Source organism: Rhodonellum sp. (genome assembly GCF_030656585.1).
Classification (GTDB): Bacteria; Bacteroidota; Bacteroidia; order Cytophagales; family Cyclobacteriaceae; genus Rhodonellum; species Rhodonellum psychrophilum.
Window position 1 is genome coordinate 66581 of the sequence record NZ_JAUSPP010000057.1, and the last position, 15981, is coordinate 82561.

The 15981-nt window shown below is 42.3% G+C and carries 12 protein-coding genes and 1 pseudogene; 12 read left to right on the top strand and 1 reads right to left on the bottom strand.

The genetic code is table 11. The features are described from left to right. The first annotated feature begins 138 nt into the window (after window positions 1-138). A complete protein-coding gene (locus Q7J63_RS13505) occupies window positions 139-540 on the top strand; it encodes a PleD family two-component system response regulator (protein ID WP_031327236.1) in 402 nt (133 codons plus the stop codon). Next, complete coding sequence (locus Q7J63_RS13510) at window positions 537-1754, top strand: sugar transferase (protein WP_304886867.1); 1218 nt, start codon at window positions 537-539, stop codon at window positions 1752-1754. The genes Q7J63_RS13505 and Q7J63_RS13510 overlap by 4 nt, the downstream gene beginning before the upstream one ends. 108 nt (window positions 1755-1862) lie before the next feature. Here Q7J63_RS13510 and Q7J63_RS13515 read toward each other — a convergent pair whose 3' ends face one another. After that, on the bottom strand, window positions 1863-3029 hold the full coding sequence (locus Q7J63_RS13515) for a glycosyltransferase family 2 protein (RefSeq protein ID WP_304886869.1): 1167 nt from the start codon (window positions 3027-3029) through the stop codon (window positions 1863-1865). A gap of 287 nt (window positions 3030-3316) precedes the next feature. Here Q7J63_RS13515 and Q7J63_RS13520 point away from each other — a divergent pair, with 287 nt between their 5' ends. From Q7J63_RS13520 to Q7J63_RS13565, 10 genes and pseudogenes are all read left to right on the top strand, one after another. Beyond that, entirely contained in the window at window positions 3317-4036 is a 720-nt protein-coding gene (locus Q7J63_RS13520; RefSeq protein WP_304886871.1) for a TolC family protein, read from the top strand. A gap of 2 nt (window positions 4037-4038) precedes the next feature. Continuing rightward, on the top strand, window positions 4039-6219 hold the full coding sequence (locus Q7J63_RS13525; protein WP_304886873.1) for a Wzz/FepE/Etk N-terminal domain-containing protein: 2181 nt from the start codon (window positions 4039-4041) through the stop codon (window positions 6217-6219). A gap of 2 nt (window positions 6220-6221) precedes the next feature. Beyond that, complete coding sequence (locus Q7J63_RS13530) at window positions 6222-7406, top strand: glycosyltransferase (protein ID WP_304886875.1); 1185 nt, start codon at window positions 6222-6224, stop codon at window positions 7404-7406. Window positions 7407-7476: 70 nt separating this feature from the next. Further along, window positions 7477-8868, top strand: coding sequence for an O-antigen ligase (locus Q7J63_RS13535; protein WP_304886877.1), 1392 nt, complete (start codon window positions 7477-7479; stop codon window positions 8866-8868). Between the two features lie 40 nt (window positions 8869-8908). Beyond that, window positions 8909-10585: a T9SS type A sorting domain-containing protein gene (locus Q7J63_RS13540; protein WP_304886879.1), complete on the top strand. Its 1677-nt coding sequence runs from the start codon at window positions 8909-8911 to the stop codon at window positions 10583-10585. A gap of 11 nt (window positions 10586-10596) precedes the next feature. After that, window positions 10597-11580, top strand: a complete 984-nt coding sequence (locus Q7J63_RS13545; protein ID WP_304886881.1) for a glycosyltransferase family 2 protein — start codon at window positions 10597-10599, stop codon at window positions 11578-11580. A 452-nt stretch (window positions 11581-12032) separates the two neighbouring features. Continuing rightward, window positions 12033-12203: pseudogene (locus Q7J63_RS20885) on the top strand (DapH/DapD/GlmU-related protein); the annotation flags it as partial. Window positions 12204-12216: 13 nt separating this feature from the next. Continuing rightward, window positions 12217-13431 carry a glycosyltransferase family 2 protein gene (locus tag Q7J63_RS13555; protein ID WP_304886884.1) on the top strand — a complete coding sequence of 405 codons (1215 nt, stop codon included), beginning with the start codon at window positions 12217-12219 and terminating at the stop codon, window positions 13429-13431. Continuing rightward, window positions 13428-14564, top strand: coding sequence for a glycosyltransferase family 1 protein (locus tag Q7J63_RS13560; protein WP_304886886.1), 1137 nt, complete (start codon window positions 13428-13430; stop codon window positions 14562-14564). The genes Q7J63_RS13555 and Q7J63_RS13560 overlap by 4 nt, the downstream gene beginning before the upstream one ends. Continuing rightward, a complete protein-coding gene (locus tag Q7J63_RS13565; RefSeq protein WP_304886888.1) occupies window positions 14561-15922 on the top strand; it encodes an oligosaccharide flippase family protein in 1362 nt (453 codons plus the stop codon). The genes Q7J63_RS13560 and Q7J63_RS13565 overlap by 4 nt, the downstream gene beginning before the upstream one ends. Window positions 15923-15981: the final 59 nt, after the last annotated feature.

The following is a 15981-nucleotide window of genomic DNA, read 5'->3' on the forward strand; positions in this document are numbered from 1 at the left end:
TATATAGGTTAATGCATTATAAAATAAAAATATTCAACACCGAAATTCTACTAAAATATATTTATTTATTGTAATAATTATTTATAATTGAATAATACTTAGTTTCGGTTGTTGAAATCAAAAAAATCCCTACTGAAAATGCCAACCAAAAAATCAAAAAAGAATCTATTGCTGATAGATGATCAACCTGTCATGGGTCTTTTGCTAAAAAACAAGCTTGATGAAAATTTTGAAGTCGTCCTAAAGCTCAATGGAGTAGAAGCGCTCAGTTGGATCATGGAGGGAAATATCCCTGATGTGGTGGTATTGGACCTGAACATGCCAGAAATGAACGGTATCGAGTTTATCAAAGAAGTAAGGAAATTCAATTATTTTGAAAAAGTACCTTTGATCGTTTTGTCGGGAGAGGAAAGCGTCAATTCAAGGATTGATGCTTTTAAATGCGGAGCGGACGATTTCCTGATGAAACCTTTCAATCCACAAGAATTGAATGTCAGGATAGACCGTTTCTTCAGCAGATACAAATTTGACTTGACATGAAAAAGAAATTGGTATTTATCAAACCCGGATATGCCCTAAACGTCAAATCAAAGGAGATCTTGGAAAAAGGATTTGACCTTAGGATCCAGGAGGACATCTTTTCATTCATCAATGAAGTAAAAGGTTCCACCTCAATGGATGCAGTTTTTTTGTTTGGAGATCTGAAAAACCCAAGCTTCGTAGACAACATCAAAAAAATCAAACCTTACGCAATTCGAAATAACTTTCAGATCTGCATTATTTCAGATCATTTTGATTTTGCTGACAAAAAAACAGCCATCAAAGAGAGTATAAGTGGTTTGTTTTCTACCAGCCAAATGCAAGAGCTGGAAATCCTCGACGAAATCCAAAATCTTCTGGAGAATCCTCCCATGAGAGGATTTATGGAAAATCTCAATAAAGAAAAAATTTTGACGGTCAATTACAGAACACCCTTCTGGAAAAGATCCTTTGATGTACTGGTCTCTGGGAGTATCCTACTGCTGATCTCCCCGATCATGGTCCTGATTGCAATCATGATCAGGCTGGAATCAAAAGGAGCTATTTTTTACAAATCCAAAAGAGTGGGTACCGGCTGGGAAATCATCGAGTTCTATAAATTCAGGTCCATGGTGCCCGATGCGGACAAAAAACTCAAGGAACTCAGCCATTTGAATCAATACGCAAACAACCAAGAAAAAGAAACAGTCCCGGAATCGGTGACGGACAATGCACAGGATGGCTTTCAATTCAAAAAATGTGAAACCTGTACTAAATACAACCAATCCTGCGAAAGCCCCTTGTTCAATGAGATGGGACAACAGGTTTGCGAGATTTTGCACCTCAACAGCAAGAAAAATACGGGCGCGGCCTTTTTTAAGTTGACCGATGATCCTCGAATCACAGGCTTGGGAAAATTTCTTAGGAATTCCAGCTTGGATGAATTGCCTCAGTTGTTCAATGTATTCAAGGGAGACATGTCGATCGTGGGCAACCGTCCATTGCCGATCTATGAAGCCGAAAAATTGACCACGGATCAGTTTTCGATGCGATTCATGGCGCCTGCAGGGATCACTGGCTTGTGGCAAGTCACCAAAAGAGGCAAGGGAGGCCCAATGTCTGAAGAAGAACGCATGCAATTGGACAACGAATATTCTGAAAAATTTGGCTTCTGGATGGACATAAAGATCATGTTGATGACCATCCCTGCCCTGTTTCAAAAGGAGAATGTCTGATGGATGGATGTCCGAATTTTAAAAAAAAAATAATAAAAAAACCCATCCTGATTCGCTCAGGATGGGTTTTTTTAGTCCTAAAGGACAAGCCTGAGGAAGCCTGGTGTCTCATGCTTTTCTGGCGGCCTTCTCCCAAACACCTGATTGATTTCCCTTCATGTAAAGCAAAAAACCAGTAATCGCCGAATAATTCATGAAAGTGAAGTAAAAAGGCACAAAAAACAGTTTGACTTTTATCTGCTTGTTTTCATAATACCATCCAATCAGCGCCATAAGATAAAAAACGACCTGACCCAGCATAAAAAGTTGATAGAACAAACCTGAATCCAAGAGGAAAATATTGAGTATAAACAACAGAATCAACAAGAATGGGGTTACTGTCCATCTTAGTACACGATGGGAAATGTATTGAAAATAAAGTTTGGGATCCTTGGATAAAGTGATTTTATCCCAGAGTCTTTGTACGGATTGCCAACCGCCACTGCTGATCCGCTTTTTCCTTTTGTACTCTTCCTTGATGGAAGCCGAGCCTTTTTCCAATGCGTAAGCCTCAGGCTCATAGACTATTTTAAACCCTTTTGATGCGATCAGCAGTGACTGCATAAAATCATCCAAAATAGTATCTTCCGGCAAATCCTCATATTCTGAACACCTGAAGGCCACCAGTTCGCCTGCCGCGCCAACCGCACTGTGAAAATCAGAATCCATTTTTTTGAGGAAGGATTCATACTTCCAATAAAGTCCCTCCCCTGCCGAACTCGCCCCATCCCTTTCTTCGGTCAGGACTTTTTTCTCACCTGAAACACATCCTACTTTTTCATTTTCAAAATGCCTGACGATATTCTTTACAGCTTCCTTATTCAACATGGTATTGGCGTCTGAAAAAATGACAATCGGTGATTTCACAAACGTCATTGCCCTGTTTTCTGCTGCGGTTTTACCCTTTCGGGCATCGTCATGCAGCAGCTTTACCCTTGGATACCGGCCAATCACCTCCCTAAAGTTGTCTGTCGACCCATCTGTAATAAAGATGATCTCCAAGAGTTCCGGAGCATAAATCAAATCCAAACAGTTTTGGATTTTTTCATCCAAGATATCACTTTCATTGAAACAAGGGATCACAAGTGTCACCTCGGGATGGTAGGTGTCTGAAAACAAATGCATCATCCCCTCCTTGTTGTTTTTAAATTTAAGCAGTATATATAAAAAAATTCCATACCCTATGAAAGTATAAAATACAATCGCCACACCAATCCAAAATAAAATTTCTACCATCCTCTTCTTATTCTAAAATTTATTTATCCTTTTGAATCAAATATTACCTAATTTAACAAACCAAACATCATTTCAAGCACCAAAAAAAGGCCGAAGATGAGAGAAAACCTAAGTAATACCCTATATTAATTGTGATGCCTTCCATATATTTTGTATAAATGGAGTAATTTTGGAAATAAATATAATAAAGTAATATCAATTCATCGGACTTCACCCAAATCCCAAATGATAAAAACATCAATCACCTAAGATAATATATGCGAAAAACGAATTTCATATACATTATTATGATACTTCAATTCTTGTTGATGGTCTCCTTCAAAGGGATGGGACAGGGGATTGAACAATTGGATCTTGGCAAAAATCTGGAAGATCAACTCCTCCCATTGGAAGAAATCATCAGCAAAACGTTGGATTTCAGCCCCAAATTGGATTATCAGGATGCACTGATAGAAAAAGCAGAGTACCAAGTGGAGCTCACCAAAAGACTTTGGCAAAACAATGTTTTCGGATTTGCAAATTATTCTGCTGGTGACCAAAGGATCATCACAGGGGACAGTTTCAATCCTGGCGGTGCGGCCTCGACTTCACTCGTAAACGGCTACAGGGCAGGCTTGCAAGTGAATGTACCCTTGTTTGAATTCATGGGAAGAAAATCAAGGATCAAGCTATTTGAAGAAGAAAAAAAGGCCGTCGTATTCCAGAAGAATGAAATGGAGTTTGAACTGAGACGGCTCGTAACTTTGGAATATTTCAAACTGCTCGGCGCCTACGAACTTTTGAAAATCCGAAGTGAGGGACAGGAAGCGTTGAAAACAAATTACATCATTGCCGAAAAGGAATTTAAAGATGGAATCATCCCTATTGGGGAACTGTCCCGTCTGACGGACGTATTGGCCCAATCCAGATCTTACTACTCGGATGCCAAATTTGAATTTCTCGAAAGGTACCACAATCTCGCGGCGCTGGCCGGCTTGGCTCCTCACAACTTATTAAAAAATCAATAGCTGTGAATTTAATCAGGATCATCAAATTATTAGTCAGAAAAAAATTCATCATCGTCTTTTTCCCACTGACAGTAGCCGTATTGGCATTTCTACTCAATAGAAACAATCCAAAGGAATACCAATCCGGAATGATCTTCAACACCGGGATTGCCTCTGGGACGAATCTTTCGAGTATGTCCAATAGCCGGGTGGATTATTTTGCGGTAAACAATGCTTTCGATAACCTGACCACCATTCTTCAATCCAGGGAAACCCTGGAAGATGTTGCCATCAGCTTGCTGGCACTTCACCTGTCATTGGACAGTCCAGATCCCTACATCATTTCCAAAGAAAATTTCAATAAACTCAGAGAGGAACATTTATCTCCCGCCGTAGTCGCTGAATTGACCAAAACAAAGGAGATAAAAACGATTGAGGAAAAAATCAGGATTGACTATTATAACCAGGAGCCAAACGACCTCAAAGTTTTACTCCAGAAATCCAAAACCTTTTACAACATCGACGCCATCAAGGCGAACATGACTTTTTCCAGAAAAGGAAACAGTGACATGTTGGAAATCATCTACCGTTCCAATGATCCGGGTGTTTGTTTGTCCACCCTTTCGCTCTTGGCCGATATCTTCAAGGTAAAATATAGCTCAACCCGTAATTTCGAAGCAGGTGGGATTATCGAATATTTTATCGCCGAATTGGAAAAAGCAAAGATGCGGCTCAACAATGCCGAAGAAACCCTCAAAAACTACTCCCAGGAAAATCAAATCATCAACTACGAAGAGCAGACAAAATTCATCTCCGAGGGCAAGGAGGAATTGGAGAAAGATATCTACAAAGTTAAAATGGAGCTAGAATCCTCCACCAAAGCCTTGGCGGAAATCTCCGTTTCCATGGATGAGACGGCCGCCAAATACCTCAATGGAGAAGGCATCATGCGGCAAATGAAGGAAATTGCGCAATTGACCACCGCCATCACGACTATTTCCCTGCGCGAATCCAGTCCAAAAAACATCAAAACCTTGGATTCCCTGCAGCAAGTCCAGGACAACATGAGGGCAGGAATGATCAATACTGCAGACGAGTATTACTCCAGAAGCTACTCTAAAGAGATTCTTCCCCGACTGACAGTCCTGTCCGAATATTTGAAATACGTATTGGAAATAGACAAAAACAAAGCAAAACTCGAGGTACTCCTCACCCAAAGGCTCTATTTCATCGACCTTTTCAGTGAATTTGCCCCCGTGGGCTTCAACCTGAGCAAAATGGCACGGGAAATCCAAATTGCCGAACAAGAATACCTGAGCATCCTGCATGGACTCAACCAAGCCAAAATTCACAAAAGCAATTCAGAACTCTTCGGAAACCTGAGCCTTTTGGACCGCCCCTTCTATCCTTTAAACCCCAAAGGATCCAAAATGGCGATGGTCCTCATCGCAGGTTTTATGGTATCCCTTCTCTTTGTGGTCGGCACGATCGTAGGACTTGAAATCATGGACAGAAAAATCAAAACGCCTTCTTCCATTCAGGAAGCGACCAATCTAAAACTTCTGGGAGTCATTTCTTCACCGATCCAAAACAAAAAAATCCTACAGGAAGACCTCCAACAAAAACTCCTCAACCTGCTTTCCAACAACCTCAACATCGCCCTAAACAAAAGAAATACCGAGGCCAAGAACCTTATCTTCCTCACCAGCACCCGTACCCAGGACAATATGAATGAGGCGGGACTTTTTGTTTCCAAGGCACTCCAAAAATTAACTGACAAAGTGATTTATTATTATTTCACCGAGTCAAATGACACACCTGAGCTCACTGAGAACGAAGAATCTAAAATCTTTGCCCGCAAATATGACCCCATAGGAAATCAAGTCATCCAAGAGCTGAAGCAAAACCTGAAAGAACAGGATGGCGTCATTGTACGGATACCAGAGTTTGAAAATGCCGTGCTGAATACGTTTTCCTCCATTGTACCTTCCATCGTTATCTTAATGGTCAATGCTGATCAGGCTTGGGGTTTTCATGACAAAGCAGCCTTGGATTTCATCAAGGAAACTTTTCCCAAGTCAGAAATTTATGCCGTGGGTACAGACATGAATGTCAATTATATGGAAGAGGTAATTTCTGAAGTCCCAAAGAATAGAGGAAAGTTGCGGGTTTGGGTAAAAGGCCTTATCACCCTAAATAAATAAGTATGAAAAAAACGATACTTTGTATTTCAATGACCCCTTGGAAAGGCGATTACCTCAAGTCAACCGTGGAATTGATGAAGGGCATTTCATCGGAATACGATGTATGGTTTGTGGATTATCCATTCACGGTCAAGGACGTCTTGACAGGAATGCGAAAACCCAATAGCATGATCCCTTGGAAAAAAATAATGGGGATTGAAAATCGAATCGAGTCCTTTGACAACGGAACAAAAGAGGACAAGGTCAATATTTTCACAGCTCCACCGATCATTCCTTCTTTTTGGGCAAACAACGACCAAACATTTGAACGATTGAACAAAATCAATTATCGGATCATCTTGCGTAGCGTTCTCAAAACCATGAAAGGCCAGAATTCCTATCCGGATGCCATCATCACCGCATTCAATCCCTTCACAAGTGTGGGGATCAAGGAATTTTTTCCCAATGTCCCCCATCTCTATTACTGTTATGATGAAATAAGTGCTGCTCCTTGGCTCAAAAAACATGGGGGAAAAATGGAGCGCAAACTGATGGAAGAGGTGGATGCCTGCGTTTTCACTTCCGATCATCTCGCCAAGATCAAAGGACTTGAAACCAAGATCAATAAAGTCGTCAAAAACGGAGTGGACATAAAAGTTTTCGCGCCGTTTGTAAAGAAAGAGCTCACCTCAAACAGTCCAAAAACAATAGGTTATGTGGGTACCATTGATGATCGTTTTGATACCACTTTGATCAAATCAGTAGTGGAAAAAATGCCCAATTGCCATTTTTTAATGGTCGGCAGGGTATTGGATCAGACTGTCGTCGAGCAACTCGAAGGCTTCCCCAATGTGATGTTCAAACCTGCAGTCGCCATTACGGAGGTGCCTGGCATTATGCAAACACTGGATATTGCCATCATCCCATACGTAAAGAACAAATTCACCATTTCCATTTACCCCCTTAAGATCAATGAATACCTGGCAATAGGCTTGCCTGTCATCATGACTTCGTTTTCTGACCTGCCTGAATTTGTGGACTTGGTGAAGATTGCCGACAGACCAGATACTTTTGTTGCAGCCATTGAGGAATTACTGGAAAAAGATAGCCCAGCCTTGATCGAAAAAAGGCAGGCTTTTGCAGCAGAAAATTCTTGGCAGAAAAAAGCAAGCGAGTTGATTTCCATTCTCAGGCAGTTTACCGATTAAGCAACTGGCCTTACCAAAAAACATATCGCAAAACAGCAAGGCCATCCTTGAATATTTACTTTGGGGATCCTTGGCCATTGTTTTTGGCTTGCTGGTCGCCAAGGCGCAATTCATTGGAATTGGATTGATCTTCATCATCATTCCCTTGTTGATTGTGATGTATTTCATTTTCCAATACCCACTTTTCGGTCTATTTTTGGCATTCAACTTGGCTTTTGTAGGAAATGGCTTGTCTAGATACATTCCGATCCCTTTTGGGCTTCTCTTGGATGCCGTTATTTTCGTCAGTGTTTTTCTTTCACTTGTCAAAAGCGATCCTTCAGGAAGACAATCCTTGAACTCCGCCCCATTTTATGTATTCTTTGTTTGGTTTGTTTATACGACCCTCCAGGTTCTGAATCCACAGGCAGTAAGCTTGACTGCTTGGTTCTATGCTGTCAGGGGCACCTCCTTCAACTTTCTGTTTATCATCATCATCTGCCTGATTTATCTCAAAGACAAAAAGCATCTTGAAATATTTCTCTACACCTGGTTGGCTTGGTCTGTCCTTGCCGTCCTATGGGGGCTGAAACAAAAAATGATAGGATTGGATGGCGCTGAAAATGCGTGGCTTGCTGCAGGGAACGCCTCCACCCATATTCTGCATGGGAAATTGCGGGTGTTTTCTTTTTTTTCCGACGCTGGCCAATTTGGTGCTTCGATGGCTCAGGCAGCATTGGTATTTGCAATCATTGCAATCGGTCCCGGGTCCAAAACAAAAAAAATACTCTTTGGTTTGGGTGGACTTCTTTGCCTGTATGGCATGTTGATCTCTGGGACCAGAGGAGCTCTGATCGTACCTGCGGGAGGTGGCTTTGTTTATCTTTTGGTAAACAAAAACTTTAAGGTTTTGATCCTTGGGGCTATTGTCGCTGCTTCCGCTTTTGGCGTGCTCAAGTACACCTATATTGGACAGGGAAACTATGATATCCAAAGATTAAGGAGTGCGTTGGACCCTGAGGATGCCTCATTAAATGTAAGAAAGGACAATCAGAAGATATTCGCCAAATACTTGGCCGACAAACCCTTCGGGGGAGGTATTGGCTCGGCCGGATATTTTGGATTGAGATTCAGTCCCGACACCTTGTTGGCAAACACGCCAACAGACAGCTGGTATGTGAGGATTTGGGCCGAAACAGGAATCGTTGGACTCATCATCCATGTAGCGGGTATTTTGATCATTTTAGGTCTTGGCTTTTTCAAGATATTCAACATAGACGACCCTGGTTTGAGAAATACCATGGGGGCCCTTCTTGCAGGTTTAACGGGAATCGTACTGGCCAGCTACGGCAATTCCATCATTGGGCAATATCCTTCCAATATCATCTGTTTTATCTCAATTCCTTTGATATGGAAAGCGTATCTCTGGGATACCAAACCGGATGAACCGCAAGACCAAACCAAAGCCAGCCATTCTTCTTGACACCTTTTCAACACAAAAGATCTGTTTTAACATTCCTGACATGCTTTATTTTTACAAAAACATTTTCAATCCATTGTTATTTACGGTGGTTTTGGCGTGCTTTTGTTCGGGAAAAACCAAAGCTCAAAAAGTGTTTTTTGTCAACCCCTCAACAAATAAAATCCTGGTCATTGATCCTATTTCTTTTCAGGACATTGCTCCCGGAGACAGCATCATCTTGATGGCGGGTACCTATTCCCAAATTTTGATCAGGAATCTAAGGGGCGATAAAAATTCACCCATTGTGATCGTGAATAAAGGGGGACCTGTTGTTCTTTCAGAAGGAATCAATTATGGCATAGCGGTAAGAAATTCGAAGTACCTAAAGATAATAGGGGAAAATTCCAACCAAAATGCGCCCAATGAAAAAGGAATTTCCATTCGGGATGTCTCCAACGGGAACGGGATATCACTGGAGGACGGAACCAGTCAAATCGAGATTTCAGGCATCGGTTTATACAATATCGCCAAGTCTGGAATTATGGCAAAATCAGATTCAAACTGTCAAAACGATTCATTCTTGAGGGAAAATTTTATTTTTGAAGGCCTTATCATCAGCAACTGTGTTTTTGATGCCATTGGGGACGAAGGGATGTATATCGGCAGCTCCTTCTACCATGGTCGTACCTGGGATTGTGATGGTGGAAGCAAACCTGTATTGGAACACCTTATGCAGGATGTCAAAATCCATGACAATGTCCTGAACAACATCGGTAAAGATGCCATTCAAGTGAGCTCTACACCATCAAATTGCCAGATTTTCAACAATCGGGTAACCCTAGACAGCCAAGAAATGTCCTTCGGGCAAATGAGTGGGATCCTGATCGGTGGGGGCAGTGTTTGTGAGGTCTTCAACAATTTCATCGCGGACGGGATGGGTTCAGGCATTGAGGTATTCGGAAACTCCGGCAATGTCATCTATAACAATGTGATCGTGAATCCGGGCAGCCAACTCTTTCCGGAATCCTCCCCACAGAATTTCCCGAAACATGGGATTTACGTCAAAAACATTACCGGTGAAAGTGTTTTCGATATCCGCATCTTCAACAATACCCTAATCGCTCCCAAGACAAGCGGGATCAATTCTCCTGATGCTCTAGGAAACAAAACCATTATACAAAACAATGTGATTGTAAATCCAGGGGTTTTCCCCATCGTGGCCAACCGGGCATTCATCGACCTGAACAAGTCTTTTCCCACCGAATATTCAAGAGCAAATCTATTCAGCAATGCCATTGATTCGCTCTTTTTCGAATCCTCCGAAAATTATGATTTTAGACAAAACTTCCGTTCTCCGCTGATCAACTCGGGACTGCCGATTGCGGGATTTGATTTGAACTTCGACCATGATCAGCTTCCCCGACCAAAAAACGGAAAAATGGATATGGGAGCCTTTGAATACCAAGAAATTTACAAGCTGAACAATGCTTTCGGAAGCTTAAAAATCTATCCCAATCCCTCCACGGATTACCTGAACATGAAGTACCTAAACATTCGGGAAAACGCAGGTACCATCGCATTGATCAATACCAATGGTGTTATTTTATTTCAGGAAAAATTTCAGGATGAATACAGCTTAGATAGAATTTTGGACCTCCGCCAATTCCCAAATGGCCTGTATATTTTGAAGATAGACACAAAAACAACCAGTCTGAGCCATCTTCTATTCAAAAATTAATTGAGTTTCAAATGAAAAATTCGCTGAATCGACCACTTGTCAGTATAATAAGTGTAAATTTTAATCAGTTGAGCTGTACTTTGGCATTTTTGGAGTCAATATTCAAAATAAATTATGGCCCGTTTGAAATCATCGTGGTAGACAATGGATCAACGATTGATCCGGAAAAAGAAATAATGACCAAGTACCCAGGGACAAAAGTCATCAAGAATAACAGAAACCTTGGCTTTGCGGCCGGCAACAATTCGGGGATCGCAGTTGCAAAAGGAAAATATTTGCTTTTTCTCAACAACGACACCATCGTAGATCCTGATTTTCTACAACCCTTAGTGGATCTGTTCGAAAACAACAGTTCCATTGGCGCTTGTTCCCCCAAGATCAAGTACTTCGATAGAGACAATACCATTCAATGGGGCGGATCAAGCGGCATCAGTGAATTTACAATCAGGGGATTCGCCAGGGGTGGCCAAGAGCTGGATCTTGGACAATGCGATGACACCATCGAAACGGAGTTGGTTCATGGGTCGGCGATGATGGTTCCAAGGGAGGTTATTCTTGATGTGGGATTGATGCCAGATCTCTATTTCCTTTACTACGAAGAACATGATTGGATTGAAAGGATCAAGGCAAAGGGATACAAAATATATTTTGTCGGCAATTCCACGGTATATCATAAGGAATCCATGTCCATAGGAAAAAAAAGCCCGATAAAAACCTATTACCTCCACCGAGGCCGATTGATCTTCACAAGAAGAAACAGAAAAGGCTGGAAACGTACCATCAGCCTGATTTCCTTTGGGATCCTTTCTTTTCCCAAGGCAGTCCTGGCCTTTTCCCTCAAAGGGGAATTTGACCACCTTAAGGCTTTTTGGTCAGCATGCCTGTGGAACCTCAAGAACAGCAATGTTTCTGCCCAGCCTCAACTGGTCGCTAATGGAGATGGAAGCTATTCGATCAAGAACGCAACAAGACAAGAAATTAAAATATTTACTTAAAAATCATGGTTTCAAAAATTTCAAGCATCCTTGGCAAGAAAAAGAAAGCCCTCGAAGAAGAAGGACTTCCCAGCCACCCACTTGCCTTGCTCAGCCTTCTCATTGGCGGATTCGTGGAGCTGTTGATGGCAAAATGGTATTTTCGAAACGCCAAAAAGTTGGGTTCCATGGTTTTGACTAAAAACAGGCCCAAAGTGGAAATCTATGGAAATGTGGAAATTGCAGATGGTGTTAAATTTTGGTCAAAATTTGACAGATGCAAGATTTTTGTCAAAAAAAATGCTTCTTTGACCATCGGGAAAGACACTTTCATCAATGGTGTCCATATCTCCGCCAGTACCTCCATCACCATCGGCCACAATGTAGATATCGGACCTTATACCATAATTATGGACAATGATTTCCACGCCATCGGAGACCAGGATGCTTCCGAAATAAAGAAGGGTATAACCATTGAAGACCATGTATGGATCGCCATGAGGTGCATCATCATGAAAGGTGTCACCATAGGCAAAGGTGCCGTCGTCGCCTCAGGATCAGTCGTCACCAAGGACGTCGCACCCTATACAGTTGTCGGCGGAGTCCCTGCCAAATTCCTTAAAAACATCAATACTCCTCTCTGAAAACAAAAGTGATATGAATGAAATCTGGCAAATTTTCACTGCGCTATTCGGTATGGCGGTCTTTATCTTCCTACTGCTTCAAGTGGTGTATCTCCTGATATTTTCTTTGGCAGGTAAATTTTACAAGGAAAAAAAATACCCCCAAAAGCTGCCCCTCAAGAGGTTCGTCCTGTATATTCCCAGCTACAAAGAGGATGGTGTAATCTTGGATACCGCCATGAATGCGTTGGCGTTGGACTACCCTAAAGAATTGGTTCATGTAGTCATCATCGCCGACTCCCTGCAACCTTCCACTCTCATAAAACTCAGGGCAATGCCCTTGCAGGTGGTGGAGGTTTCCTTCGAAAAAAGCACCAAGGCAAAAGCCCTCAATGTCGCCTTGGACCAAACCAAGGAAGTATTTGACTATGCCTTGGTTTTTGATGCCGACAACGTGGCCGCTTCAGATTACCTGTATCGGATGAATGAGGCATTTTCGCAAGGCCATGCCGTCGTCCAGGGGCAGCGGACTGCCAAAAACAAGAATACGCCAATGGCCATCCTTGATGCCATATCGGAAGCCATCAACAACCATATTTTCAGAAAGGGACATCGGGTAATGGGATTGAGTTCTGCGATCATCGGTTCTGCGATGGGTTTGGAATTCAAATTATACAATACGGTCATGCGGGAACTGACTGCCGTCGGTGGTTTCGACAAAGAAATGGAACTTTACCTTCTGAGAAATAGGATCTTGGTAGACTATTGTGAATCGGCCATCGTGTACGATGAAAAAGTGCAGAAAGCAGAGGTTTTTGAAAAACAAAGAAAAAGATGGCTATCCGCCCAAATCAAATATTTGAAGAAACATTTTTTCAATGGATTTTATGAATTGTTCAAAAATGGAAATTTGGATTACTTTGACAAAGTGATCCAAATGGCCATCGTGCCGCGGGTCATGCTCATCGGGCTGCTGCCGGTTGCTTTGGGAATCTCCCTGATCCCCGGAGCCGCTCCACAGCCTTTCCTTTGGCTCCTGATCATGGTCATGGGTTATCTTTCTATCCTGATCGCCGTACCCGGGTCGTACTTCAACAAAGATTTGCTCAGCGCTTTGACACTTCTTCCCAAAGGGATTTTGTCATTTGTCTCTGTTATTTTCAAACTTAAGGGAGCCAACGAAACATTTATCCACACCCCTCATGGAACAATCGAGGAAGAAACCAAGAAAACGAAAGATTCAAAATGAGAATAGGCATCGAGGCACAAAGGATCTTCAGAAAGAAAAAACACGGGATGGACATCGTGGCGGTGCAAATGATCAAGGAATTGCAGAAAATCGATAGGGTAAACGAGTATTTCATTTTTGTCAACCCTGATGTAGACACAGCAACCATCAGCGAAAGCGAAAATTTCAAGATCATCCCGCTCAAGAAAAGCCCCTACCCTATCTGGGAACAAAAACACCTCTCGGAAGCGGTCAAAACGTACCGATTGGATTTGCTCCATTGCACCGGAAATACTGCGCCAATCAATACCTCGGTACCCTTGGTCTTGACACTGCATGACATCATCTACCTGGAAAAGACCGATGTTAGATCAGGCTCTTGGTATCAGAGGTTAGGCAATCTGTATAGAAAATGGAATGTGCCAAAGGTGGTGAGAAATAGTGATGCGATTTTTACCGTCTCCGAATTTGAAAAAAAAGTGATTGACAAATACTTCAAATTCGAAAAGGAGAAGGTGAAAGTGATCTACAATGGTGTAGCCCACCATTTTCAGCCTCATTCCATCACCGCCATCACAGACAAAATCAAAGACTACGGACTACCCAAGAAATATCTGCTTTTTTTAGGAAATACCGCGCCCAAAAAAAACTTGAAAGGCGTACTCTTGGCCCTCAAAAAGCTTGATCAAAAAGGTAAATTAAATATGGATATCGTGATGCCTGACTTTGGGGAAAACGAATTGAATGCACTTTTGGCTAGCATCGATGCGAAATCCATCCGCAACAAAATCCACCTTACCGGCTATATCCCAAACCAGGATTTGCCCTATGTGTATTCCGGTGCTGAAATGTTTCTGTATCCATCCCTACGGGAAAGTTTTGGCTTGCCTATCCTTGAAGCCATGGCCTGTGGCTGTCCGGTCATTACCTCCAACACCTCCTCCATGCCTGAAATAGCTGGAGATGCGGCTGTTTTGGTAGACCCATTCAATCCGGAGGCCATTTGTGAGGCCATCGAAAATCTGCTTCAAGATCAGGTGCTCAGATCCTCCTTGATATCGAAGGGATATGCAAGGGTGCCACTCTTCAGTTTTGAACAAGGAGCAAAGACCATTTTGGATACCTACTCCAAAATTCATGACATGCACAAATGAGCGAGAAAAATTATTGGTTGAGCAGCGGGTTCTTTTCCATGATGCACCGAGGGGTGGATTTTATCGTGGGATTCGTGGGATTCATGATCCTGGTGAGGCTTTTTTCACCTGAGGAATTTGGGGTTTGGGTGCTGTTCATCACCATTGCCGCGATCATCGATATGGCCAGAAATGGATTTCTTCAAAACGGGATGATCAAATTCATCGTCTCAGAAAAAGGCATGGAAAACAGCAAAATCCAGATTTCGGCCTTACAACTCAATGCCGCACTTACCCTCCTGATCATTCTTTTTATCTGGATGGCCGCGCCTTTTGCCGAAACGCTGTTTGGCGCAAAAGGCCTTGCAGACTTGCTTCAAATCCATGTCTTCTTCCTCCCGTTTCTGATTTTTCATACACACAACCTGATTTTGATGCAGGCAACCTTCAACTTCAAATCCTATTTTTTTGCCGGAATCAGCAAGAGTGTACCGTTTTTTGTCTTTATCGCAATCGTTTACCTCTTGGATTATACACCCAGCCTTATCGAATTGGCATGGTACTACAATCTCTGCTTTATCTTTGCTTTGCTTACTTCCCAATATCAGGTCAAAAACCAGTTTCAGATACTCTGGGGCTGGCACAAGGAATGGTTGGGCAAAATTTTCCATTTTGGGAAATTTGTTTTTGGGACCAACCTGGTTTCCATGCTCACCTCCAGCATGGATAAATTCCTTTTGGGGGCATTGCTTTCTCCAGTACAAGTTGCCATGGCCAACAGTGCCGGTAGGATTGTCAATTTACTGGACATCCCGATCAATTCCATTTCATCGATTTCCTTTCCCAAAGCCTCTGAAGCACATGAAAAAAAGCAGATGGCTGAAGTCTCGAGGATTTTTGAAATGACCGTGGCGGCAATGTTCAGTTTTAGTATGGCATTTCTTGTGGTCGTGGTTTTTCTGGCCAAATACATTATCCTCTTGGTGGCAGGGGAAAATTACCTCGATGCCGTTCCTTATCTCCAGTTGATTTCCCTTATTGCGATCCTCAAACCCCTGGATCGGCAAACCGGCATTTTCTTGGACGCCATCGGCAAACCCGCCTACAACATGGTCTTGGTATTTGGGACACTGGCTTATGGCATTGCCCTCTCTTGGGTATTTATTCTTCAATTTGGCTTGATCGGCGCTGCTATGGGTGTCTTGGTGGCAATATCCATCACCGTGGTGATCAAAATATACATACTCAATAAATTCCTAAGCATCAGCTACGGCAATATCCTGAAAGAAACCTTCTTCAATTATCCCAAAGCTTTTAAAATAGCGGTGGATCAATTCCAAAAAATCAAAAACAGCCGATCTAATCGGTCCACAAAATAAAATCGAACGCCTGCAATGGAAGGATTGTCAGGATTATCCTTAAATTTCAATCGTTAACG

What these genes read in the sequence shown, in the direction of transcription:
- Q7J63_RS13505 (WP_031327236.1), top strand. Translation starts at nt 139, where the DNA reads ATGCCAACCAAAAAATCAAAAAAGAATCTATTGCTGATAGATGATCAA.
- Q7J63_RS13510 (WP_304886867.1), top strand. Translation starts at nt 537, where the DNA reads ATGAAAAAGAAATTGGTATTTATCAAACCCGGATATGCCCTAAACGTC.
- Q7J63_RS13515 (WP_304886869.1), bottom strand. Translation starts at nt 3,029, where the DNA reads ATGGTAGAAATTTTATTTTGGATTGGTGTGGCGATTGTATTTTATACT.
- Q7J63_RS13520 (WP_304886871.1), top strand. Translation starts at nt 3,317, where the DNA reads ATGATACTTCAATTCTTGTTGATGGTCTCCTTCAAAGGGATGGGACAG.
- Q7J63_RS13530 (WP_304886875.1), top strand. Translation starts at nt 6,222, where the DNA reads ATGAAAAAAACGATACTTTGTATTTCAATGACCCCTTGGAAAGGCGAT.
- Q7J63_RS13540 (WP_304886879.1), top strand. Translation starts at nt 8,909, where the DNA reads ATGCTTTATTTTTACAAAAACATTTTCAATCCATTGTTATTTACGGTG.
- Q7J63_RS13545 (WP_304886881.1), top strand. Translation starts at nt 10,597, where the DNA reads ATGAAAAATTCGCTGAATCGACCACTTGTCAGTATAATAAGTGTAAAT.
- Q7J63_RS13555 (WP_304886884.1), top strand. Translation starts at nt 12,217, where the DNA reads ATGAATGAAATCTGGCAAATTTTCACTGCGCTATTCGGTATGGCGGTC.
- Q7J63_RS13560 (WP_304886886.1), top strand. Translation starts at nt 13,428, where the DNA reads ATGAGAATAGGCATCGAGGCACAAAGGATCTTCAGAAAGAAAAAACAC.
- Q7J63_RS13565 (WP_304886888.1), top strand. Translation starts at nt 14,561, where the DNA reads ATGAGCGAGAAAAATTATTGGTTGAGCAGCGGGTTCTTTTCCATGATG.